14 protein-coding genes and 1 tRNA gene are annotated in these 23467 nt (G+C 41.7%); 10 read left to right on the forward strand and 5 right to left on the reverse strand.

All coding sequences use genetic code 11. From position 1 onward, the window contains the following. From M0Q51_00960 to M0Q51_00975, 4 genes are all read left to right on the forward strand, one after another. On the forward strand, positions 1-699 hold the full coding sequence (locus M0Q51_00960; GenBank protein ID MCK9398548.1) for an ABC transporter ATP-binding protein: 699 nt from the start codon (positions 1-3) through the stop codon (positions 697-699). A 115-nt stretch (positions 700-814) separates the two neighbouring features. Further along, positions 815-1147 (forward strand): metalloregulator ArsR/SmtB family transcription factor, encoded by a 333-nt coding sequence (locus M0Q51_00965; GenBank protein ID MCK9398549.1) that lies wholly within the window; start codon positions 815-817, stop codon positions 1145-1147. Positions 1148-1174: 27 nt separating this feature from the next. Continuing rightward, positions 1175-1918 (forward strand): hypothetical protein, encoded by a 744-nt coding sequence (locus tag M0Q51_00970; GenBank protein MCK9398550.1) that lies wholly within the window; start codon positions 1175-1177, stop codon positions 1916-1918. Positions 1919-2139: 221 nt separating this feature from the next. Further along, positions 2140-4503 carry a CotH kinase family protein gene (locus tag M0Q51_00975; GenBank protein MCK9398551.1) on the forward strand — a complete coding sequence of 788 codons (2364 nt, stop codon included), beginning with the start codon at positions 2140-2142 and terminating at the stop codon, positions 4501-4503. Positions 4504-4806: 303 nt separating this feature from the next. Here M0Q51_00975 and M0Q51_00980 read toward each other — a convergent pair whose 3' ends face one another. After that, positions 4807-7065 carry a YCF48-related protein gene (locus M0Q51_00980; protein MCK9398552.1) on the reverse strand — a complete coding sequence of 753 codons (2259 nt, stop codon included), beginning with the start codon at positions 7063-7065 and terminating at the stop codon, positions 4807-4809. A gap of 150 nt (positions 7066-7215) precedes the next feature. On the opposite strand from M0Q51_00980, the gene M0Q51_00985 reads away from it, so the two are divergent. Continuing rightward, complete coding sequence (locus M0Q51_00985) at positions 7216-9924, forward strand: carbohydrate-binding protein (GenBank protein ID MCK9398553.1); 2709 nt, start codon at positions 7216-7218, stop codon at positions 9922-9924. A 57-nt stretch (positions 9925-9981) separates the two neighbouring features. Here the strand turns inward: M0Q51_00985 and M0Q51_00990 are convergent, their stop codons facing one another. Further along, entirely contained in the window at positions 9982-10827 is an 846-nt protein-coding gene (locus M0Q51_00990) for a prohibitin family protein (protein ID MCK9398554.1), read from the reverse strand. Positions 10828-11252: 425 nt separating this feature from the next. After that, a complete protein-coding gene (locus M0Q51_00995) occupies positions 11253-13715 on the reverse strand; it encodes a T9SS type A sorting domain-containing protein (protein MCK9398555.1) in 2463 nt (820 codons plus the stop codon). A 303-nt stretch (positions 13716-14018) separates the two neighbouring features. Between M0Q51_00995 and M0Q51_01000 the strand changes: the two genes are divergently transcribed. The 3 genes from M0Q51_01000 to M0Q51_01010 all read left to right on the forward strand — a co-directional run bounded on the left by M0Q51_01000 (position 14019) and on the right by M0Q51_01010 (position 18444). Beyond that, positions 14019-15098 carry an energy transducer TonB gene (locus M0Q51_01000; protein MCK9398556.1) on the forward strand — a complete coding sequence of 360 codons (1080 nt, stop codon included), beginning with the start codon at positions 14019-14021 and terminating at the stop codon, positions 15096-15098. A 445-nt stretch (positions 15099-15543) separates the two neighbouring features. Then, positions 15544-16623: an AmmeMemoRadiSam system protein B gene (gene amrB, locus M0Q51_01005; GenBank protein MCK9398557.1), complete on the forward strand. Its 1080-nt coding sequence runs from the start codon at positions 15544-15546 to the stop codon at positions 16621-16623. A gap of 45 nt (positions 16624-16668) precedes the next feature. Beyond that, a complete protein-coding gene (locus M0Q51_01010) occupies positions 16669-18444 on the forward strand; it encodes a M28 family metallopeptidase (protein MCK9398558.1) in 1776 nt (591 codons plus the stop codon). A gap of 98 nt (positions 18445-18542) precedes the next feature. On the opposite strand, the gene M0Q51_01015 is transcribed toward M0Q51_01010, so the two are convergent. Beyond that, positions 18543-18616: transfer RNA gene (locus tag M0Q51_01015), tRNA-Ile, on the reverse strand. Positions 18617-18862: 246 nt separating this feature from the next. On the opposite strand from M0Q51_01015, the gene M0Q51_01020 reads away from it, so the two are divergent. Next, on the forward strand, positions 18863-19993 hold the full coding sequence (locus M0Q51_01020; protein MCK9398559.1) for a T9SS type A sorting domain-containing protein: 1131 nt from the start codon (positions 18863-18865) through the stop codon (positions 19991-19993). Then, positions 19990-20559 carry a hypothetical protein gene (locus M0Q51_01025; protein ID MCK9398560.1) on the forward strand — a complete coding sequence of 190 codons (570 nt, stop codon included), beginning with the start codon at positions 19990-19992 and terminating at the stop codon, positions 20557-20559. The genes M0Q51_01020 and M0Q51_01025 overlap by 4 nt, the downstream gene beginning before the upstream one ends. Before the next feature lie 52 nt (positions 20560-20611). Here M0Q51_01025 and M0Q51_01030 read toward each other — a convergent pair whose 3' ends face one another. Further along, positions 20612-23410 (reverse strand): cytochrome c3 family protein, encoded by a 2799-nt coding sequence (locus M0Q51_01030; protein MCK9398561.1) that lies wholly within the window; start codon positions 23408-23410, stop codon positions 20612-20614. Positions 23411-23467 lie beyond the last annotated feature (57 nt).

Genomic DNA, 23467 nt, shown 5'->3' on the forward strand with positions numbered 1-23467 from the left:
ATGATTATTAAAGTTGAAAACCTCACTAAACAATATAAACACAACGATGGTCTGGTCTATGCGTTGAACGATATAACCTTTGCTGTGGAGAAGGGCAGTTTTGTAACCATAACAGGTCCTTCCGGTTCGGGAAAAAGTACGTTATTGCTGTCGTTGTTCGGTTTGATCAAACCTACATCGGGAAAGATATTCTTTAACGGTCAGCAAATCAGCGATGCTTCAGACAGTGAATTGGCCGCCATACGCCAAAAACATGTCGGCTTCATCATGCAAAATTTTGCGCTTATCCCTTATTTAACAACCATTCAAAACGTAATGGTTCCCTTAGCTTTGGAAAAAATTGAAAAGAAAGAGCAGGAGAAGAGGGCAACTGAAGTGTTGAAGTTTGTAGGATTGGAAGATCGTATAACCCACTTACCAAGGGAATTATCAACTGGTCAACAACAACGGGTGGCTATTGCCAGGGCCTTGGTTCATCACCCATCAATAATATTAGCCGACGAACCGACAGGGAATCTGGATCCTGCTTTGTCTTTGGAAATTCTTGGTTATCTGAAAAAAATTAATCAGGCACAAGGCATAACCGTTATATTGGTAACTCACAGCCCGATTGCCGCCGCCTATGGTAACGTTAAAATTCATTTGCAGGATGGCCAATTATCAGAGCACAAAGTAAAGGAAACTGTACTTGTTGCCTGATCCGTGGATTCAGAAAATATGTTTACTATTTATAATTCCTATAAATTAGAAACAGCAGGTTTTTTTTAAGAGTTTTTTCTAAATATGACGTATATTTGCGTTATACAGACTTATTATGAGCTCGCCGAAAACCCATTTATTCGAACCCAGGCTTACAGCAATGGCTGAAATGTTTAATGCATTGTCACATCCGGCAAGGCTTCAGATATTAGAGTACCTGGCTGAAACCAAGACTTGCATCTCTGGTGACATTTCAGAAGAGATACCGCTGAGTAGAAGTACTGTCAATCAACATCTTGATGAACTGAAAAAAGTCGGCTTAATTCAAGGCCACACTTCCGGAGTTAAAGTGAATTATTGTCTGAATCCGGAAGGGATAAATAAATTAAAAGCGTTTATCACGGATTTTCTGAATGAAGTGAATTATTGTTACAAAACGAATTGTTAAATATTATAAAACTTTAAATTATTGATTATGAAATTATTAACCATTTTTACCTTTGTGCTCCTTACAAGCATCAATCTTATTGCAAGTACTGCACAGGAAGCCATTGAAAGTGCAAATAAATCAGGGCTAATTGTCTTTCTGGTAATTACTGATCCCGGAAATGCAAATACCCAAAAAGCACTTGATATCGCCAACCAGGCGCATGCACAGTATCTTAAATCCGAGGTAATCCAGATGAACAGGTCAGATGCTGCCAATAAAGATCTGGTTGTTAAATATGGTGTCTCCGGGGCTCCTCTGCCACTGATCCTTGTTATCGCAAGTAATGGCGTGGTCACCGGGGGATTTACATCATACCAGGCTACTGCTGACTTGCTGGTAAATGTAATCCCTTCGCCGGTCAAAGCAGACGTCATGAAAGCTTTAAGTACCGGGAAATCGGTATTCCTTGTAGTCAGCAGGAAAAATATGACTGAGAAAAATGAGGTCATGAATACCTGTGCTCAGGCTTGTATCGAAATGCAAAACAATACCAAACTCATTGCCCTCGATTTGGATGATCAAAAGGAAAAAGCTTTTATCGCGGAAATGAAAATTGATCCGGCCCTTACATCGCCGCAAACCTTTGTAATCAATTCAAAAGGACAGATCACAGGGACTTTTAACGATGATGTCAACACAACAACTTTGGTTGCCACCGCGAAAAAACTGCCGGCAGCAAAAGGATGTTGCCCATCAGGCAGTGGAGCAGGTTGTGGAACAAAAAAATGAAGGGAAAGTCATCAACTGAAGTCTTCCCGGATTCAGTATGGCTTTCATGGACGTTGGACGATTGTCAATTGTCGGTTGTCGATTTTCGGGTATTGTCAATTTTCGAACATTGACAATGCCGAATTGACAATCGCGTAATTAATTAAACAGTCCCGATACTGGTTTTAAACGTAATTTTGTGATTCAAAATCCGGAAATCATGATTACCAGGTAAAAAGGGAATGAAATATCTTTTAATTCAACTTCAGTTATTATTGGTCTTCGGTTTTGTGATGCTTTTGTGCATCCCTTCAAATGGCCAGACCTACGACACCATTTCCAACTGGGATGGCATCACTCAAAACTGGTACGTTTCAACTCCTGGTTTTGAGGTTGTTGTAAATCCTGCTCCGGATGAAGTCAATGCATCTGAGCATTGTTTTAAATTTATTACCGGAGAAGGACCGTATGATTATATGATTTATGACATGGCGGAGCCGGTCAATTTCGATGTCGATCCTCGTTACCGGATCAAGGTTCTCGCTCCTCTATCCGGTGGAAATGTCACACTGAAATTTGAGAATTATAACAACAGCTTCTGGCAAGAGATAGTTAAGACACCGGTGCCCGGCCAATGGACCGATCTGGAGTATGATTTCTCAGGCCTTGTTTACAATGATCTTATTAAAATGGTGATATTCCCTGATTTTGAGGGCACGACTCCCGGAATTGACTGGTATATTGACGATGTCCTGAAAGAAATTGGTGAAATTCCCGGACCGCTTGAACTCGAGTCCAATCTTCCCGTTGTCGTGATCAATACTTTCGGCGTTCCGATTCCCGACGATCCTAAGATTACCGCTCACATGGGTATTATTGACAACGGGCCGGACGTACCTAATAACCTGAACGATCCGTTTACGGATTACGACGGCGCTATTGGCATAGAAATCAGGGGCCAGTCGTCCCAGATGTTCCCCAAAAAGTCCTTTGCCTTTGAAACCCTTGACAGTGCCGGCGAAAACCTCAATGTCCCGCTTCTGGGCATGCCTTCGGAAAATGACTGGGTGCTGTATGCACCGTATTCCGATAAATCCATGTTGCGCAATGTCGTATCCTTCGAAATAGGTCGCATGATGGGCAATTACTGCTCACGCTCGGTTTTTTGCGAACTTGTTCTAAACAATGATTATAAAGGCGTTTATACCTTGATGGAAAAGATCAAGCAAGATGACGACCGTGTTGATATTGCCACTTTAAAACCGGATGAGATTTCCGGTGACGATCTGACCGGCGGGTATATCATCAAGGTTGATAAACTCGATTTGGACTTCACTTATGGTATTGACGGATGGAAGTCAAATCCGGTGCCTTCTTATCCGAATGCAATGGATATTACTTTTCAATATTACTATCCCGAGCCCGATGAAATAGCAGACCAGCAGAGAACGTATATAAAAGAATTTATCACCACCGCTGAAAATACGCTCAGCATATACTTCTTTGCAAATCCTTATATCGGCTATCAACAATATTTCGATGTGCTCTCATTTGTCGATTTTATGTTATTGAGCGAGATATCGAAGGAAGTGGATAAGTACAGGTACAGCACGTATTTTTACAAGGAGAAAGATAGCGATGGCGGCAAGCTTTACGCAGGTCCTGCCTGGGATTTCGATCTTGGTTATGGCAATGTAGATTACTGGGCTCCTGGAATTGATTACACCGGCTGGCTGTATCTTATGGTCGAGCCTCATGATTACAGCATCATGTTCTGGTGGAAAAGGCTGATGGAAGATCCTTATTTCAGGGACCTGGCAAAAACAAGGTGGACATGGGTTCGGCAAAATCAACTGAGCGACGCCGGCATACAAGCTCTGATTGATTCCGTCCTTATGCATATCGAAGCGGCAAAAGACCGGAATTATCAGCGTTGGCCAATACTTGGACAGTATGTATGGCCAAATTATAACTGGTATGGCAACACCTATGCAGATGAAGTCGATTATTTTGAAGATTTCTTGTTTAACCGCCTCGGCTGGATGGATAATAACTTCCCGGGAACAATCCTCCATCCGGAGGCAGGCATTTCTGCTGAAGCCAACAAAATCAATTTCGTTTTATACAGTGATTATTTTAGGGATGATGAATTACAGAAAGACTATTTCAGGATAAATAATGCTCCGGAAGGGATTCATATAGAAAGTGTCACTTACAAAAACAGATCCGAATGCCAGCTTAATCTCACAGTCAATGTCAGCGGATTTCCGGAGATTTCAGTGACTGTATCTGAAGAGGCAATCAATTATTGGCAGGATATTACAAGCAGTACACTTGAATCGGCAGGTTTCGGTGATTCTCAGGCTACTTTGCCGGAGATCAGCCTGTTTGAGAAAAATCACCGGTTGCATATCCGCTGCAACCAGCCTGAATGGCTTCCTGCACAGGCAGAGATCATTAATCTGGCAGGCCAACGCATCATGACCTTTCAACTGGAAAAGAAAATGGAAAACATCCTGCCGCATCAATTAAACCCAGGAATCTACCTTTTGGTGATCAAAGCCGTAAATGGACCGCTGGTGCTAAAGTTCCCGGTTACGATTTAGAGAGTAGATAATGATAAATCAGGCGATTATCTATTCGATTTCTTGCCTTTTTCCATAGGAACCGTCAGGCCCACCTGGGCCAGAACAATTATATATACAATTGATAATCAATAGTCTAAAAATTCATAAATGAAACTCCCCGCCGCAAGCAGCGGGGTATCTGTTTAACTGACGGGTTAACCCGTCAGTTAGAATACTTTTGCCCCAAGGGGCGGGGAATTAACCTAACAAGATTAAATTCTTTTTGAAATTGTACAAAAAAGCCTCCTATGATCGTCTTGGTTTGGCTTAGCATATGTTCATTCAGAATTTGAGGATTTTCAGAGTTTCCTGGGATGAATTATGATTGATACAGATGATATAAATACCAGATGACACTTTATTACCATGATCATCCTTTCCGTCCCAGATGAAAAACGTTTCATCTGCTATAGCTGATGAACCTGAATAATATTTTATAGGCCGCCCGGTGAAATCAAAGATCCTGATTAAAATGTCATGAGATATATCTAAAGAAGAGATGATATTGATGTTATTTGAGAAAGGATTTGGACTGCATTTCCACCCGGATTCCTGTGTCGAATTTATTGGGGGTTCAGCAACGTTTACCATTCCTCCTGTCTGGGTTCTGAAGATTAAACCATTATTTCCAAAGATAAGGCCTTCTTCTTCTGTAAAAAAATTAATTACATTCAGGGTAGATGATGTTGGCGCACTCAGACAATTCCAGGTGTCACCGCCATCGACAGTTTTTAAGATACTCAGAAGGCTTGATGACCCATTGATTGCATATCCTGTTTGAGATGTGGGAAAACTCATATTTTTTACATTCAGGGCATCTTCAGTATTTACGGTAACATGGAACCAGTCCTGCCCGCCATTTATTGTCTTCAGGACGTTCCCGTATCCGTAAAGAAACCCTGTATCAGGATTTAAAAACTGAATACCGTCAAAACTATGGGTATAAGGAAGGGTATCAATCTCCCAGGTATTGCCTCTGTCGTATGTAACAATGATATTGCATTCATTGCCATTTCCAATTTCCCCTACAATAAACCCGACGGAATCATCCTTAAATTCAATTTCATACGGCAACATATTATCGACCGTAATAAATACATTTGAAAAAACCTCTATCCAGGTTTCACCCTGGTCCTGGGTGCGGTACATTGTAATTCCATAACCTTCTCCTGATCCTGCAGCAAAGCCGGTCTGGTCATTGACGAAATCTATGGATAAGGTCTGAAATTCAGAAACTTCCAAATCATAAAAATTCCATGAATTTCCATTGTCGGTTGATTTATAAATTCCCTCGGTGCCATCGACATAAAATGCGACAGAATCATTGACGAAGGATATAGAAGATATACCATCAGGATATTCCGGAGCTACCGACCAGGTGGCTCCCCGGTCAAGGGATTTCATGGCATGGTTGTTCGGAACCCCGAGGCTGGTGTATATATTGGCAAGAATTGTACTATCTCCGGTTATAAATGTTTTGGTGATTGAAAATCCCAGGCAGGCGTTAGTGTATACTGCCTCCCAGCTGCTTCCGAAATCTTCACTTCTGTATATCTGCCCGTAAGATCCCACAATTAATCCATCGCCTTCGGTATTCATACATAATCCTTGAAATGACCAAGTTCCCATGTCATCTGATATTAATTCCCAGGATTCACCACCATCGGTGGTTTTCGATACAAAATTGCTGTACCAGGGAGAACCACAGATCGTTAATCCCGTGTCCTGGTTAATAAAGAAGAATTTGCTCGCGCCCCAATAATCGGTAATTACTTCGTGCCAGGACAGTCCCCCATCAATTGTCTTTAATAAGATACTATACCAATTCGTTCCGCCCACTGCACCATCAATAAATCCAGTATCTTTGCCCGTAAAATAAATAGTACCCACTCTCAGTTCTTCGATTCCCGGATCGACCTCTATCAACCCCCAATTTTCACCCCCGTTGGTGCTTTTAAAAAAGTAGTTTCCTTCTCCACCACTTAGAAATCCAGTATTTTCATCCACGAACTGCACCTGGTTAAACATTCCACCGGTGGTTTGAAACGCAGTATCCCAAGATTCTCCACCATCAGAAGAATGCAACAAAAAGCTATTGTTTTCGTCACCTGTGATATAGCAGTTTGATGGATTTCGGAAGCACACATCTTTATAGTCATAATAATAATACTGGGCGCCAGGTGAAATGTCTGACCAGGTCACGCCCCCATCATCGGTTCTTATAATCGAAAAATAAGTCCCAACCGCCATCCCATGCAATTCATCGGCAAAATCTACGCGGGTAAATCCAACGCCTCTTGAAATGTTATCAGGAGTGTAAATGATTTCCCAGTCGGCGCCAAAGTTATCGGAGTAAACCACCGTAGCATTTGAACCGACGGCAACAATGCGGTTATCTGGTAACAAGCTGATATCATTCAATGAACTCTCAACAGGTCTGGGATTAATTCTTTCCCAGGCGTCAGTCTGCGCCTGAAGGAGAGGAATTGCAACGATGTGTAACAGTAAAAGTAAGAAATGCCTCGTTCTAAATATATTCATTTAAAGTGAATTACTGCGTAATTCCACTAAAACTAATTAATTATGATGTAAATATAAGGATTTTAAATGTAAATTTATACAAAAATGCATAAGAAATCAGAGCAAAGAACCTGCAGTCATTTGTGTCGGGATTTGATAAACTATCATAATATGAAGAAATTGATATTCAGCATGATAATCAGCTTTTTAATAGCCATACCAGGATTACAGGCTCAGGGATTTTTGCATACCAACGGAAAATACATTTTCGATGCCAATGGCAATGAAGTGCTTTTAAGAGGTATTGGAACAGGAAACTGGCTTCTCATGGAAGGATACATGATGAAAACGGCTGATTTTGCAGGAACGCATACCCAGATTCGTAATAAACTGATAGAAACGATCGGAGAACAAAACACCGATATTTTTTATGAAAACTGGTTGAATAATCATTTCACCCGCAGAGACGTAGATTCCATGAAAGTATGGGGATTCAACAGTGTCAGGGTTGCCATGCATTATAAATGGTTTACTTTACCCATAGAATCTGAGCCGGTAACCGGACAAGACACCTGGTTTGAAATGGGATTTGTACGCATCGACAGCTTGCTCGACTGGTGTGGTGACAATGAAATGTACCTGATTCTTGACCTTCATGGTGCACCTGGAGGACAGGGGCATGACAGGAATATTTCAGATTACGACCCGACAAAGCCTTCTTTGTGGGAAAGTGAGGAAAACCGGCGTAAAACTTCGGCATTGTGGAGGAAGCTTGCTGAACGGTATGCCGGGGAACCCTGGATCGGAGGGTACGACCTGATCAACGAGCCCAATTGGGAACTGCCCGGAGGCACCCTGCTGAGACAAACATATATCAATATAACGAATGCCATCCGCGAAGTGGATCAAAACCATATGATTATCATTGAAGGCAATTGGTTTGCAAACGATTACACCGGTTTAACTCCACCCTGGGACAATAACATCGTTTATAGTTTTCACAAATACTGGAACTATAACACCCAGGAATCCATTCAATGGATGATCAATATCCGCAATACACATAACATCCCGATCTGGCTTGGCGAAACGGGTGAAAACTCAAATTCCTGGTTTGCCGGCCTGATTGAACTTGCTGAACAGAACAAAATCGGCTGGTCATGGTGGCCGGTAAAAAAAGCCGGGATCAATAATGTTTTAATGGTACCTGAAAGCCAACAATATAACAATCTGATCTCCTACTGGCAGACTGGTTCACCCTCAATGACTGCTGCTCAGGCTTTTAGTGCCGTACTCGATTGGGCCAATAACCATCGTATTGAGAATTGTTCTGTACAGCGCGATGTGATTGACGCCATGCTGCGCCAGCCACACAGCAATACTACCATCCCATTTAAAACACATCTTATTGATAACCCAATCAATTTGGCAAACTATGACCTTGGGAAATGCTCGTTTGCTTACTGGGATACTGACACGGCTAACTACCATTTGAATACCAATATATTTACCAATTGGAACCAGGGATGGTCATACCGCAATGATGGCGTTGATATTGAAAAGTGTGACGACAGTCATCCTTCCGGCAATGGTTATGATGTTGGATGGACACAGGATAATGAATGGCTTCAATACACTGTTTATAGTGACAGTGCTGCTGCCTATCAGGTGCTTTTCAGATCCGCATCTGAATCAAACCCGGCAATAGTGCGTCTTGAACTGAATGGCACGGATGTTTGCTCCCAACACCAGCTGCCGGTTACAGGTGGCTGGCAAACATGGATTTCGTCAAGCATAGCAAATGTGATCATTACCTCCGGCGTAAATAAAATAAGATTTCATTTCGACAAAGGAGGTTCAAATGTTAGTTTCTTTCAATTCATCAATCCATTGCATGTAAATATGGTTCCATTTAACTTCATTTCAGGTTCAACAAATGTTGCAGGAACTACTATCGTATTGACGCTTAATAAACAAATAACAACATTCAATGCAACGGTCTCTGATTTTGAGGTTCGGGTAAATGGAAACTTGCATGAAATAACTACCGTTGAAATTCATTCTGAAAACAACCAACAAATTATAATCCAACTTAAAAATGAAATCAGCTACGGACAAACGGTAACAATTTCATACACCGGAAATTCGGTAATCAGCAACAATCAAACTTTAGAGATCTTTTCTGACAAGCCAATAAAAAACAGCTTACCCCGACTCTTTATCCTTCCGGCTATGATTCAGGCAGAAGATTTTAATGTGAATCATGGTTTCCAGTTAGAGGATTGCACGGATGTAAATGGAGGGAAAAATGTCGGCTTTGCCAATAACGGAGATTTTCTGGATTATAACATTTATATCCCGGAAGCCGGTGAATATGATTTCAGGTTTCGGGTAGCCTCACAATACGCAAACGGAAGTGTATCTGTAAGATTGGGAAACGGAGGTACGTTTACTCCGCTTCAAACCGTAAATTTCAGCGCAACTGGAGGTTGGCAGTCGTGGACAACCCAGGTTTATAAAATAAATCTTCCACAAGGGAATCATACACTCAGATTGTTTTCAGTTGCAGGCGAGTACAATATCAACTGGTTTGAGATAAGTCAGACTACAGGCCTCAATGATATTCCTCATCTGAAACAACTCAGAATTTTTCCCAATCCTTCAGACGGTTGCTTCATGGTGGAAGCCGAGTTCAATGTAAAAACACCCGTGACAGTTACCATCTTTGATTTGCATGGAAATAAAATATTTAATCACAGTATTTACAAAACCTCATCCTACAGCAAGCGCATTGAGTACTTGGGTTGTAAACCCGGGATATATTTACTGGACCTTTCAACGAATATGGGTCATTTAATAAGGAAAGTAATTTTAAACTAAGGTAATATTTAAGAACGTAAATTGACAATCGCGTAATTAAACTACTCCTTCTGTTGATTACTTCTTGTCCAAATTAACCATCGGAATTAGATTCTGTCCATAAGGTACCCAAAATGTTGCACTTGGACCTTCCGCTGCTTTTTCCATAACCGCAGTGAATCTCCATTGCAGATAAGGTGTCGTAAGGCTTTCTGCGATAATCTTCTGAGCGTCTGCGATACCTCTCGCCTCAATCCTTTTACGTTCGGACTCCTGGGTTTCTTTCAGAAGGGTAAATTCCATTTGTTCTGATGCCTGTTTTTCTTTTATTTTACGCTCGATAGCTGCTTTTACTTCAGCGGGAAGCTGAAGATCTCTTAATAAAACGGACTCTCTGCCATCCTTGTTATCCAACATAATATTTCTTGATAAAAACTGTTTTTCAAGCTTGCTAGAAATATCAGATGCGATAGTAGTACGGCTCTTACTGTAAAGGTCTTCACTCTTGTAATTTGAAATAACATCACGAGTCGCACTTCTCAAGTTTGGAAGCACGATCTTTTCAACCCAATTTGTCCCATATTCTTTATACATTCCGGGAGCACCACCCGGCAACAAACTAAAAAGAAGAGATATGTCAACTGTCGCGGTAAGACCTTCTGATGTAGGGGTTTCCATATGTTCTTTAACCTCAATAACCCTTGTGTCCATAGTAATCCTGTTCGCCAGGGGATTGGTTAATCTGGGTCCTGGTTCAAGAGGCCGCTTACTGACACTACCCATAAAGTCAACGACCTTTACGTTGCCCGCAGGAACAATAGTGCAAGATCTTAATACAAAGATCATAGCGAGAATACCAACAATTGTCCAAATAATCAATTTTTTTGTTATTACGGGGAAAATCCGTCTTGTCTGTGTTTCCATTTTTTATAGTTTTAGGTTAATAATTCAATCATACTCATATCAACCAAAGTTCGTTATTAATTTTAAGTCCGGAACATATTTTACTTAGAATTTCACGACTGTTAACTGTCAATTTTAAATTTTCGTTTAATTGAAAATGAGCAATATCAGATTTAAAATTGAAATATTGACCGAAAATCGACAATGCCGAATTGACAATCGAAAATAAAGGTAAAAATTGACAATAAAATGTTTGACACTAAATTTTTAAAAATCTGCTGAAGATTTTTAATAAAATACAACGGTAAATGATCTTATATTTGGCACAGATCATGCTTCTCCATGGAAACACAGAAAAACCGGTCACCACAATAAAATTATCCGATAATTGCCGGTGTTGCCAAAGCTTTAAACCATTAATGACCTCATTCCCCAGAAATGGTCGATTAGTAAATTACTATTTTCTGACATTCGGTCGCCTGATCATCAAAGGCAGTCAGGAAATAAATACCCGCAGGGAAACCTGACAGGTCTATATCTATCTTTGTTTCGCCGGTTTTTGGTGACATTTGGGTGTTATATATCTGATCACCCCAGGTATTCCAGACTATGATATTCAAATCACGGTAGCTGCCGGTAATAACCAAATGGGTGTTACCATCCGAAGGATTCGGAAAGACAGTGATCCGTGATGCAAGCAATTGATCTTCGATGGAATAGGGACTCAAAGCGATTCCCCGGATTACGGATAGGCCATTCATGGAGTAAACAGTCGAAAAGTCCGGCGTCTGGGTGTCAAACACGGGTGTCAGACTATATTCTTGTTGATTTTCAGAAGAATATGCCCTGAACGTGAAGGATTCATTTTCAGTGAAGCCTTCAGAAATTGTATCAGTCATTTCATCATCACCAAAGGCAACAAGGACTGTGTAACTGGTTTGAGGATCATACGTTGCATATCCGGCGCATAATCCTTCCTGAGTAAAGCATCCGAACATCATTCCTGGCTGAATCTCAGGAGTCGTTTCGAAGGCACTGTGATCTATAGCGATGAGGTGCGAGTAACCCGTTTTTATGACATCATTCCATGGATTCTCAACTATATCACGATCCGGTTTCACATTCTCCGAAGATTTTTTGGAATCAATAAAAGTATAGGAACAGGGATTGGTGACTTTAATGAAATAGGCTTTTCCCGTTTCCAGTTGATAAAGGTTCCATGAAAAACTTGTCCAGTAATATCCATTGCCACCGATTTCCTTTATTATGGTCACCGTATCACCCAGTGCCTCGGTAACGTAAGACCTGTTATAATCACTTTCAGATAACACAGGAAGTATATTCCATCCATTATGGTCCATATTGAACTCAACGGTCCTGTCCTCTGATGGGATTCCATATATATCTAAATCAACAGAGTCAAATGTCTTGATAAGATAACCCTGATCAGGAGCCCAGTATAATAGGGTATTATAAGTCTGTACAGGACTGTAAAACTGATCAATGGTCCGCAGGATATACACCTGGTCCTCGATAGGAAAAAGCATTGTCTCCAGCAATGTATAGCAGGGAAAGACATAACTTGAAACACCACTCCAGCTGGCAGGGATATTTAACTGCTGTTCGGGTTCAAAAAAGCAGTCTTTATATACGTCGATCTGATCTGAATATTCATGGTTATTGATACTGATTTTTGCAATTACGGGATTTATATCAGTCATTAATGGAGTAATGCAAGTAAATGTTCCATTGTCCACAGGATGTGATACCTCATTCAGAAAAACTTCTGTAACTGTTGTATCGGCTACTATTCCCCTGACAGTTAAAAGCGAGCCCATCGTATGGATACGCGTACAGGGTAAATTTATAGAAATAAGCCGGGAATTGTCGCTTCGGTTATTGATTTCCGGGACCTCTGTGATCGTCGAGCCGGGAATTGCAAGTACGCCAAAGGGATGGCAATAATCGGGAATGGGGTCTGCAATGTACCAGCCATATGGGAAAGAGGAGAAATCATCATAGTCCGGGAACGGAACGGTGCAATACTGTGGATCAAAATACAGCCACCTGTTGGCAAAATAAAGCATGGGGTAATAGTGGTCATATGATCCGATATTATAACGGCAATAAGCTACTGCCAGCCTGTTTTTAAGAATACCCAGCCTGTGTAGAATGGTCGTGAAGATGATGGCTTTATCGGTGCATATTCCCCAGGGAATCATGCCGTATCGGTAATATGTTCTTGAAATCCGGTCAATGGAAGGCCATCCGACGCCTCCATGCATAAAATCATCCGCCACCTGATACAATGAATCAGGTGGTCCCCCCGAAGCATGATTATCTAAAAAATACCAGAGGGTTGTACATTTCAGCCATACCAGCGAATCATCAACCGTCGGCTCGATGCCGGTTCCTATCTCCTCCAGGAACATATCTATGGTATCGGACTGGGCATTGATATCAGGAAAGAAATAATCATCATAAGACACTATACCACTATCCAGGTAACAATATAATCCATTGAATTTGTAGTTCTGAAGGCCTTCGTAGAGCGTTTCGACAAGGAATCCCGATTCAGGTTTATTCATGAGGATAATATAATGATCCGGCTGTTGATCCTTCATCACAAAGGATATATAACCCGGCATGGTAACCACTATGCTAAAGGCTAATCCATCCTGAACGATAAAATCAAATCTGCCCAGCCAATCCGTAGTATCGGTAAACGAAATCGGATCGGGAGGATAGGAATCCCAGCCGATGGTCACAACAGCACCTTCGATGGCATTTAACTCGACTGCATCATACACTGATCCCGAGTATTCAGCTGCAATGATTGGCTCATGGTCAGCAAAGACGATGATTAACATGAAGATGAGTCCGGACGTAAAAATCCTGAATGGTTTCATAGTGTGGAAAGATAAGATGTTAAGAACGGTTTAAAAATAATCAAGATAGAGTGAAAATGCAACTATTTTTTTACTAAAGAATGTGAAGCACTTCCGGCAGGTTTATTTTTAGATGATTACATTATATCAAAGATTATAATTTATTATAACCTTAATTAACTCAAAATCAACAAATTTAAAAATAAACCTAATCCCATTATGTTAGATATGAAATAATCTTCCATAATAACATTATTGAAGATTTCATTAAAAGTGATAAATTTGTAATCCTTACATAAGTCATCATTATTTCTATACTAGATTATGTTTTACGGCTCAAGCAGATTTTTAGGGACTATATTATTGATTTCCATTTTCAGTTCTGAAATCTTATCCCAGGCAGATTTTAAGTTTGATGATTATTACGAAGGTGGAGAGCAAGGATTATATTCATATTTTTCTAGTACATCTATCAAATACCCTAATTCATCAATTTCATCAGCATCAATTGGATTATCTGTGTCAGAACTGGTATTAAGTTCTAAAGGTAAGATTCTAGCAGTAAATATCATAAATCCTATTGATAAACAGATAGATTCACAAATTATTCAAGGTATTAAAGGAACAGAAGGTCAATGGAAAAAACACGGTAATAGTGACACCATTAGATTATATTTTCAGTTCCGATTTAGAATTATTACAGATAAATTCAATCACCAAAACTATCAGTTCATCGCTAATGACAGATTCTTACTTCCTGTTTTCATTACAACTATTGAATATGATAATGACGCAATTATTCTAATACCTGATGACAGCCTTGCGCAGTTGTCCGATAAAGCAATTTATGAGAGAAACTATGGTTTAGCTGTTCAATACCTTGATGAAATGATTCGTAGAAATCCATATTATCTTCAGCTTTACCAATTAAGGATCTCAGTGAATTCTAAACTTAAAAATAGCGAACAAATAAAATCTGATCTAAATAAGATTACGAATTTTGCAGATGGAATCCCTATGAATCAAATCATTATAGCAGATTACAAAGAATTAAAACAGATAGCCGACTCAGTAAATCATGATTCTGAAGGAATATTTATGGTTACTGAACAAATGCCAGAATATCCAGGAGGAGAGAAAGCATTGTATGATTACCTTCGGCAAAATCTCAATTACCCAGTTGAGGCAAAAAAAAATGGAATTCAAGGATCTGTCTATGTAATTTTTATTGTGGATATTGATGGATACATCAAGGATATTAGAGTTTTACGGGGAATTGGTGGAGGCTGTGATAAAGAAGCGGTCCGCTTGATTGAAAATATGCCAAGATGGAAACCCGCTATTCAAGATGGTGATCCTGTCAAAGTTCAATTCAACATACCCATACGATTTTCATTAAATTAAAGTAGTAAAAAATTGATAGATTAAATCATAGAATTGTGGCCACGCAACTCTAAATAACCAAAAGAAGAGAATCTCCACCTGATAACAACATAGATGGAGGTTTTCAATTTAGCGTTTAAGCAACTAACTCGTTTTCTGTTTGTGTCATCATAGCATCAAAGAGTTCTTCATATAACTTACTGATGAGTTCAACGTTATTCTTGTTTCTGTCAATCGGTTTCTGTTTAGCAGTTTTGTATCTGTTATTCAGTATCTCAAGCAACCGAAAATTCAAAAATCCCGACTTAGCCGGGATTTTTTGTGGGCCCACCTGGGCTCGAACCCTGTTTCTAAATACTTGTTAAACAGTGAAAATAAAAATTTCATTTAATCTTATATTTGTTGGGATGCAAATAAAATAAAAAAGGGACCGAACGACCACATCCCTTTCATATCATTTAATCCAATGAAAAATAAAATTTCTATTTGCTGTTTGCTGGTTTCCGGAATACTGTTCCTGGGGGCATGCCGGCAAAATGTGCAGCAAGAAACTAATATCCGTCCGCTGGCCGATACAGTGGGCTTTGCTCACCTGGACCGGCAAATGGACAGCATCATGGCCAGGATAGAAAGGCAAAATCCTCTTGCTGAAACCTTCCATTACGAAGGCACCCCAAGGGTAATTATCTCACCGCATGATGACTACTCGTATGTGGGCAGCTTATATCCTGCAGCGCTGAAAAACATCAGGGCAAAAACTATCCTTCTCTTTGGCGTCGCCCATAAAGCTAAATTGATGAACCTGGAAAACCAGGTCGTTTTCGACAGCTACGATTACTGGAAAGGGCCTTATGCCAATGTGAAAGTATCAGATATCCGTGAAGAAATCATAGAACAATTGCCCCTTCAGCTTTTCCAGGTCAACGACTCCATGCAGCGGATGGAACATTCCGTGGAGGCCGTTATCCCATTTTTGCAGTACTATAACCGCAATGTTCAAATTGTTTCGATCCTTGTTCCATACATGTCTTATGAGAAGATGCAGGAGATCGCAGGGCCTTTGTCAAGTGCGATCAAAAAGGCAACAATTGATAAGGGCCTTGAATGGGGAAAGGATTTTGCGATCGTGATCTCCACCGATGCGGTTCATTATGGCGATCAGGATTGGGGCGGCAGGAACTATGCTCCTTATGGGACTGACAGCGCCGGATACAGGCAGGCGATTGCCCATGAAAAGGAGATCATGGATACGTTATCCGGTTTATTGAGCCCTCAGAAAGTTAATGCTTTCTGTGATTTCACCGTTGATGCAAATGATTTCCATGAATACAAATGGACATGGTGTGGCAGGTATTCAGTGCCACTTGGATTGCTTACGGCTTTCGAATTGAACGAAATAACAGGAGGTAAACCTTTGGTTGGGAGTATCATCGGTTATTCCAGCAGTATAGATCATCCTGCTATCAAGGTGGATGACCTGGGAATGGGCCAGACGGCGCCTGCTAATATACATCATTGGGTTGGTTATGCTGCGCTGGGATATTAAATATCATTAAATTTATAGTCTTAACCGGATCTAATTATGGCTCACATGCAAAAATCTGTTGGACTTATTCCTGTTTTCGCCGTTGTAGCAGCACTTTTCTCTGCTTCATTATCATCTTTCGGACAAACTAACGTCACCCTCTCCAATCCTGAAGCGGCAAATATCCTGGCCGGAAATTACGACCCGGCTATGTATACCCCGGCAGTGATTATAAATGAACCGGATTCTGTTCTTCATGGCATCATTAACGGAGTATCAAAAGATTCCCTTCTCAGCTACCTGATGCATATTGACAGCTTTTACCAGCGGAATTCAGGTTCTGATACCATCAGCAGCAATTATGGCATTGGGGCGGTGAGGAAATGGATATTCCAGAAATTCGGTGAATTCAGCTCAACCAATGAAAACAGGCTGGTATTGACTTATATGGATTTTGACAAGTTCATCTGTAGTAATAACCATCATAAAAATGTCCTGGCCATATTGCCCGGCCTGGATACAACGCAACATGATATCCTGATCGTGGAAGGGCATTTTGATACCCGTTGTGAATCTGTTTGCGATACAACCTGCTACACTCCTGGTATGGAAGATAATGGCTCAGGAACAGTCCTGGTCATGGAACTGGCAAGGGTCATGAGCAGATTTGCCTTCAACCATACCATCGTGTTTGCCAATGTGACAGGCGAGGACCAGGGGCTTTACGGGGCAAGGGCTTTTGCCAAATACGTCTGGGATAATAATATTCCGGTTATGGCCGTCATTAACAACGATGTCATCGGCGGAATTATATGCGGCGCCACATCCTCTCCTCCCAGCTGTCCATACATGAACAATATTGACAGCACTCATGTGAGGATTTTTTCCTATTCCCAGTCCAATGATTCCAGCGCAAATTCAAGTCATAAGCAACTTGTAAGATACATCAGGCTGCACCAGGAAGAAGATATCAATCCCTTGCTTGAAACGCCCATGAACATCAACATGATAATCCGTGAGGACCGTGTGAACCGGAGCGGGGATCATATTCCATTCCGGGAAAAAGGTTACCGGGCAATTCGTTTCAGCTCCCAGAATGAGCACGGTAACGGTACCGGCACACCCCCGGACCGGCAGCATACCTCCAATGATATCCTGGGGCTGGATCTGTCCATTCCTCCGGATGGTGTCCTGGACACGTTTTTTGTTGACATGGGATACCTGCGGCGAAATGCTGTCTCTAACGGGGTAAACCTTGGCTACCTGGCTATTGGGCCTCCCCAACCACAACCGGTGTTTGAACCTCTGCCGGATGGCATCGGGATTACCATGACCGGGAATGATACCGTTTATAAGCATTACCGCGTCGGTATCCGGTCACAGGGCTCGGGAACGCTTTATTTCGACACCGTGATCACTTTCACGGATTCGATTCATTTCAACATAACAGGGCTTGATCCCGGGAAAGAATATTATTTCAGCGTGATGAATGTCGAAAACGGCCTGGAAAGCCTGATATCAGACGAATATACTGTCGTCACCGTCGGTATGAAAGACTATATTAAACAAAATTGGGGTATATGGATGGATCAGAATTTTCCCAATCCTTTTTCCGGTGAAACCGAAATCCGGATAAATGTAACAAGCCTGCATGAGATATATGATGCCAGCCTTCAGCTCACGGACCCTGCAGGTGTCGTCCTGCAGCACATCCCATTTAATCCCGGTACGGGTGAAAACATAGTAAAGATAAGGCCTCCGGCTGGCTACAGGGGCTTGATCTTAACATCACTTATCGTTCATGGAAAGGTTGTCCAGACCTATACGATGGTTGTTCTTTAGGTTATTAACATTCCCGGGCAATAGATCGTAGGATGACATCATTTTGTTGAGAGCCCAAATGCTGAAATAAAAAATCCCGACTTGGCCGGGATTTTTTGTGGGCCCACCTGGGCTCGAACCAGGGACCTACTGATTATGAGTCAGTTGCTCTAACCAGCTGAGCTATAGGCCCGAAGAGGGTGTGGGTGTGGGTGTGCAAGTGAAGTGTGGGTGTGGATATACGATGTGCGATTTAAGGGTGCAAAAGTAAGAAATTCTCTGGAAAAAAAACGCTGATCATCTTGTTTATTGATCTTATTATTCTGTAAGGATTAATAGAGTCATGGCAAATAAATGCTAAATGAAAAATCGTCCATCGTAAATCGTCCATGAATTTTGTATCTTTGGATAACTGATAATCGACCAAACCATGAAATCAATGAAATCCCTTAGATCCTTGAAAAGGATCATATTCAAGTTTTTTCTCATCATTTGCATGGGATGTTTTTTAAACTTCCATTCTTTCAGCAACCCGATTGAAATACCGCCTACGATCCTGGAAATTTATTTTGGCTCCGGTGATTGGTCAATTGAACTGCTTATATCAGAATTTTACGGGGGAAATAACCTGGACAACATGAGGATAACAGGGCTTTACGATACAGCCCAATTTCTTCCGGGAATTGAGTATACCCCGGGAGAGGTCTTTTTTGTTACACAGGCTGATTTTCAAACCCCTTTCTATATCAATCAGGCCGGAGATTGCCTTTTTTTGGAAGAGCAAATGGGAGATGAGTGGTGGCAGATTGAGTATTATGGCTTACAATTCGGAGTCATTTCGTATCCCACCTATTACAGTGAAGTCAGTGCTCCTGCAGGTGAGGAATCTGTTGCATGGCAGAAGTTTTCCGATTCTTATGATAACTATGAATTCTGGACTGTGAAGGAACTTCCTAATACTATTGGATACAATCCGTTCCAGGTGGCGAAAAGAGCAGTGTTCAGCGGTTATGTGAAGGATAAGAGTGATGAGCCTTTGGCCGGGATCAAACTTTATTATTGCCCCGAAGGATATCATTATGCTACTTCACCTACCGTTCCTGAGATATTCACGAATGAGAACGGCTATTTTTATACCGACAATATGTTTTGCAAAAAGTACTGGATCAGGTTCTTATATCAAGAGGGCGAGATTGGCGATACCACGATTTTTGTAGAACCCGATTCGGCCAATTATTTTGAATTCAAGCTGGATACCCTATTGACGGGAATAGGTGAATATAAACTCGCTCCTGCTTGTTATTCAATCGGCAATATTCCAAACCCATTCTCAAATAATACCACTTTCGTCATTGAAACGAACGGCCAGGTGCATCATCAGAAGGGAATTATAAAAATTTACAGCAGTGAAGGCTTTATTGTCGATATTCTTCCTATAGAAATTTCCGGAGAAAAGCAGGAACTGAACTATAATCTGAATGACAAATCCCTGGTTACCGGCATCTATTACTATTCTCTCGAGATCGGGAATCAAAAGAAGGTTGCGGGTAAAATGGTGATCAGCCGATGAGAAAAACACTATTTCTTATCATTCTTACAGTCTTACAATCCTGTTGCCTTACGGTCAACGGCCAGAACCTTCAATTTTACCGGGAGGATATTCTGTTCAGCCTAAAGGAAAACAAGGTGGTCACCGATGCAGAATATTACTTCTGTAATGTCGGGGATAAAGACATCCGGGTAACCCTTTTTTATCCGTTTCCAGAAAATACAAAGGAACTGATCGATTCGCTGGTGGTGGAGGATTTGAAAACAAGCACTGTCATTCCTTACCACGATGCCCGTTCAGGAATATTTTTTGAAATTTTCGTAAAAGCTTATGGACAATCGGCTTACCGGGTTTATTTCCGGCAACGATTGAAGGAAGATCATTTTAGCTATATCCTGAACAGTACTAAAACCTGGGGCAAGTCATTAGATTTCGCTAATTATGAGCTGCAAATACCATTATCCATCATTCCCGATTCTCTTAGTTATCCTCCGGACACATCATTTATTTTGAATGACACTCTGTTTTATAGATGGAAGATGGTGGATTTTATGCCTGATAAGGATCTTGAAGTATTTTTCCATTAAAACCGCGGAGACGCGGAGAAAGTCCAAATTTCAAATTTCTAATTTCCAATTTCTATTTGTACCCGAACAGCATCGAGTAGATGATCAGCACCACAAGGATGAGACCGATGGTCAGCATGGTAAATCCAAAAATCCTGATAGCCTTATCCCATGCGCTTTTCTCTTCCCTCTTCACTACTACTTTCTTTAATCTTCCTGAATTCTTCAGCTCTTCAAATTCCCTCGGACGGTCATGCTTGTATTCTTCAAAAGGAACAGTCCCGGTAAAGATGACGGTGTCCATCGGAAATGCATCCGGACGGAGGTGGGTGTTAAAGAAATGGATCGTGAAGATAAAACCCACGGCCAACAATGCCTCATCGCTGTGGATGATCATGGCAACATTGATCAGCCAGCCAGGAAATATATTGGTGAAGTACTCGGGAAACCAGAGGATCAGTCCGGAAAAACCGATTATGGCAACCCCCCAGAACACGGCAAAATAGTCAAACTTTTCCCAGTAGGTCCAGCGGCCGTAATCCGGGCGCGGGCCACGGTTCAGGAACCATTTAATAGTACCCCAGAAATCTTTTACGTCCTGTTTATTGAACATCAGTGAGTTTTTGCCGAAGATAAAGCTGCCCCATGCAGAATGACGCTTGATCTTCATGCGGATAAGTGAACCAACATGAAAAGCAAAATAACCGAAAGTGATAACAGCGGCAAAGCGATGGATGTTCCCGGCAGCATGGACCCCTCCCAGGAATTTTGCAAGTTGGTTTGCCCAGGGCATACTGGCAAACTTTAGGGTCATGCCGGTCAGCGCCAGCATGATAAAGCTCAGAATCACAAATAAGTGGGTGATTCGCTGGCCTGGTGTAAACCGCCGAATATAGTATTTATTGCTCAAAGCCTCGCGGTGTACCTTTTTTTTCCTGATGCCCTGGAATGACCTGGGGAGCCATAACAGCAGATGCAGCCCGAAAAAGCCAAATACACCGATGAGCAGGGACGTCATTCCCCAAAAGGTGAAATACAATGCCGGATACTTGTTTTTATTGTGATGAGTGGCATGGGTGAGGTATCCAGTGAACCGCATGTTTGCATCAGGATGACATTTTTTGCAGGTAGAGACGATATTCCTGCTGCTGACAGATGACAGGGGATTATTAGAATTATAAATCAAGTGCGCGCCATGACAGTCCGAACATCTGGCCGGCTTTTGGTATCCAAGCTGATATGCTTTGCCATGATAGGTGTCCATATATGTTTCCGCCAGGTCCTCATGACATTTACCGCATTGAAGCGTCACCTGGTTCATGAATTTATCCTGGGTGATATCAGAGATTCCATGGGCAGTATGGCAATCAGCGCAGGTCGGGAATTTATGTTTCTTATCGTCACGCGTAATGGCGTGATCGCTCTTGATATATTCATCGTAGATTCCTTTATGGCAGGCTGCACAGGTGGCTGGAATATTCTTTGGATTTACTGAAGATCTCTCGTCAGATTCCTTCAACACATAGTGAGTGGTATGACAGTCGGTACAAACCGCACTTGGAAGCAGCCCTTTCTCCGTAAGTCCTTTTCCGTGAACACTTAAAGAATAATCAAAAAAGGCGTTTACCTCTTTCAGTTGCACCGTCCCAACTGCTTTTCCACCCTTCCGGTGGCACTGGCCGCAGAGGGTAGGAATTGAAGCCCGGTAAGTGGGAGAGGTGTCGTCGTATCGTGATTTTACGACATGGGTGCCATGACAGGTCGTGCAATAGGGCGCCTCTTCACGTTTTTCAGCAAATGCCATTCCATGACCGCTGGCGGCATATACATTCGATACCTCTGCATGACAATTTGAACAATCAACTCTTCCGGCAGTCGTGCATGGCCTGGCCATCTGTGTTGACACATCCGAATGGCACTTGACGCACGTGATAGTCCGATGAACCGAATTTGCGATATCGGCTTTGTCGACCTTTAATGATACAATGGAGTCACCGGCCATCTTATGGACACCCTCCGCTTCGTGACATTTCAAACAGGAATTGTCGGACATTTTGTTGACAGTATTCTGGACATTCACTTTATGAGGAGGGTGGCAGTCGGTACAGGCTGGTATGGCACCTGGCTCCTTTTCCCACAGCTCTTCCTTGATGATTTTGGTGTGGACCTTTTCAATTTCCGCATGGCACTTCATGCAGGTCCTTGCAATGTTATTTGCCGCAATCGTGGAATTGGGACTTGTATGAGGAAGCACAAGGTGGTTCCCATGGCAATCGTTACAAGTGGCAGTGACGACCAGGCCTTTTTTGAACAAACCCTCCCCATGGATGCTCTCGGAGTAATTTTCCAGGATGTTGTGTTCGCTGATATTATATGTTCTTGCAACAGGTGCGCCTTCCCGGTGGCATTTCCCGCATAACACAGGTATATTCATCTTGTATGTCAGCGAGTTTGGATTTGATGAGGGCAAAATATCATGCCCTCCGTGACATTCCTCGCAATCGGGGGCATATAATGCTTTCAGTTTCAATGCCTGGCCATGGATACCCTTATCAAACTCCTTCATGGCATCATCATGGCAAAATCCGCAATCGACAGGTGCCAGGTCCTCAGGGTGAGGGAATTCCTCAACTTCTGCATCGGGATGGCAGGAAGCACATTCAATGTCCTTGTGTACAGAATTCTGTAAGATTTTATCGTTTACAAACAATGACACCATTTTACCCTGGCGTTCAACCGACAGGGCAGGATCTTCATGGCACATCAGGCAATCAGCGTTTCCCTGCCCGGATACAATATTTGAAAGAAATAACGGAAACAGGAAAAGCAGAAAAATCCTTCTGAGGATATATAACAAAATACTTTTTACCATTTAAATTATAAATAATGGCGACGAAAGTATTTAATTATATATGAAAGTACAAATTTC

Source organism: Bacteroidales bacterium (genome assembly GCA_023229505.1).
GTDB lineage: Bacteria > Bacteroidota > Bacteroidia > Bacteroidales > JAGOPY01 > JAGOPY01.

Coding starts and splice junctions, on each gene's coding strand:
- amrB (MCK9398557.1), top strand. CDS start 15,544: ATGAAAAATAAAATTTCTATTTGCTGTTTGCTGGTTTCCGGAATACTG.
- M0Q51_00985 (MCK9398553.1), top strand. CDS start 7,216: ATGAAGAAATTGATATTCAGCATGATAATCAGCTTTTTAATAGCCATA.
- M0Q51_01020 (MCK9398559.1), top strand. CDS start 18,863: ATGAAATCCCTTAGATCCTTGAAAAGGATCATATTCAAGTTTTTTCTC.
- M0Q51_00965 (MCK9398549.1), top strand. CDS start 815: ATGAGCTCGCCGAAAACCCATTTATTCGAACCCAGGCTTACAGCAATG.
- M0Q51_00995 (MCK9398555.1), bottom strand. CDS start 13,715: ATGAAACCATTCAGGATTTTTACGTCCGGACTCATCTTCATGTTAATC.
- M0Q51_01025 (MCK9398560.1), top strand. CDS start 19,990: ATGAGAAAAACACTATTTCTTATCATTCTTACAGTCTTACAATCCTGT.
- M0Q51_00970 (MCK9398550.1), top strand. CDS start 1,175: ATGAAATTATTAACCATTTTTACCTTTGTGCTCCTTACAAGCATCAAT.
- M0Q51_00960 (MCK9398548.1), top strand. CDS start 1: ATGATTATTAAAGTTGAAAACCTCACTAAACAATATAAACACAACGAT.
- M0Q51_00990 (MCK9398554.1), bottom strand. CDS start 10,827: ATGGAAACACAGACAAGACGGATTTTCCCCGTAATAACAAAAAAATTG.
- M0Q51_01010 (MCK9398558.1), top strand. CDS start 16,669: ATGCAAAAATCTGTTGGACTTATTCCTGTTTTCGCCGTTGTAGCAGCA.
- M0Q51_01030 (MCK9398561.1), bottom strand. CDS start 23,410: ATGGTAAAAAGTATTTTGTTATATATCCTCAGAAGGATTTTTCTGCTT.
- M0Q51_00975 (MCK9398551.1), top strand. CDS start 2,140: ATGAAATATCTTTTAATTCAACTTCAGTTATTATTGGTCTTCGGTTTT.
- M0Q51_01000 (MCK9398556.1), top strand. CDS start 14,019: ATGTTTTACGGCTCAAGCAGATTTTTAGGGACTATATTATTGATTTCC.
- M0Q51_00980 (MCK9398552.1), bottom strand. CDS start 7,065: ATGAATATATTTAGAACGAGGCATTTCTTACTTTTACTGTTACACATC.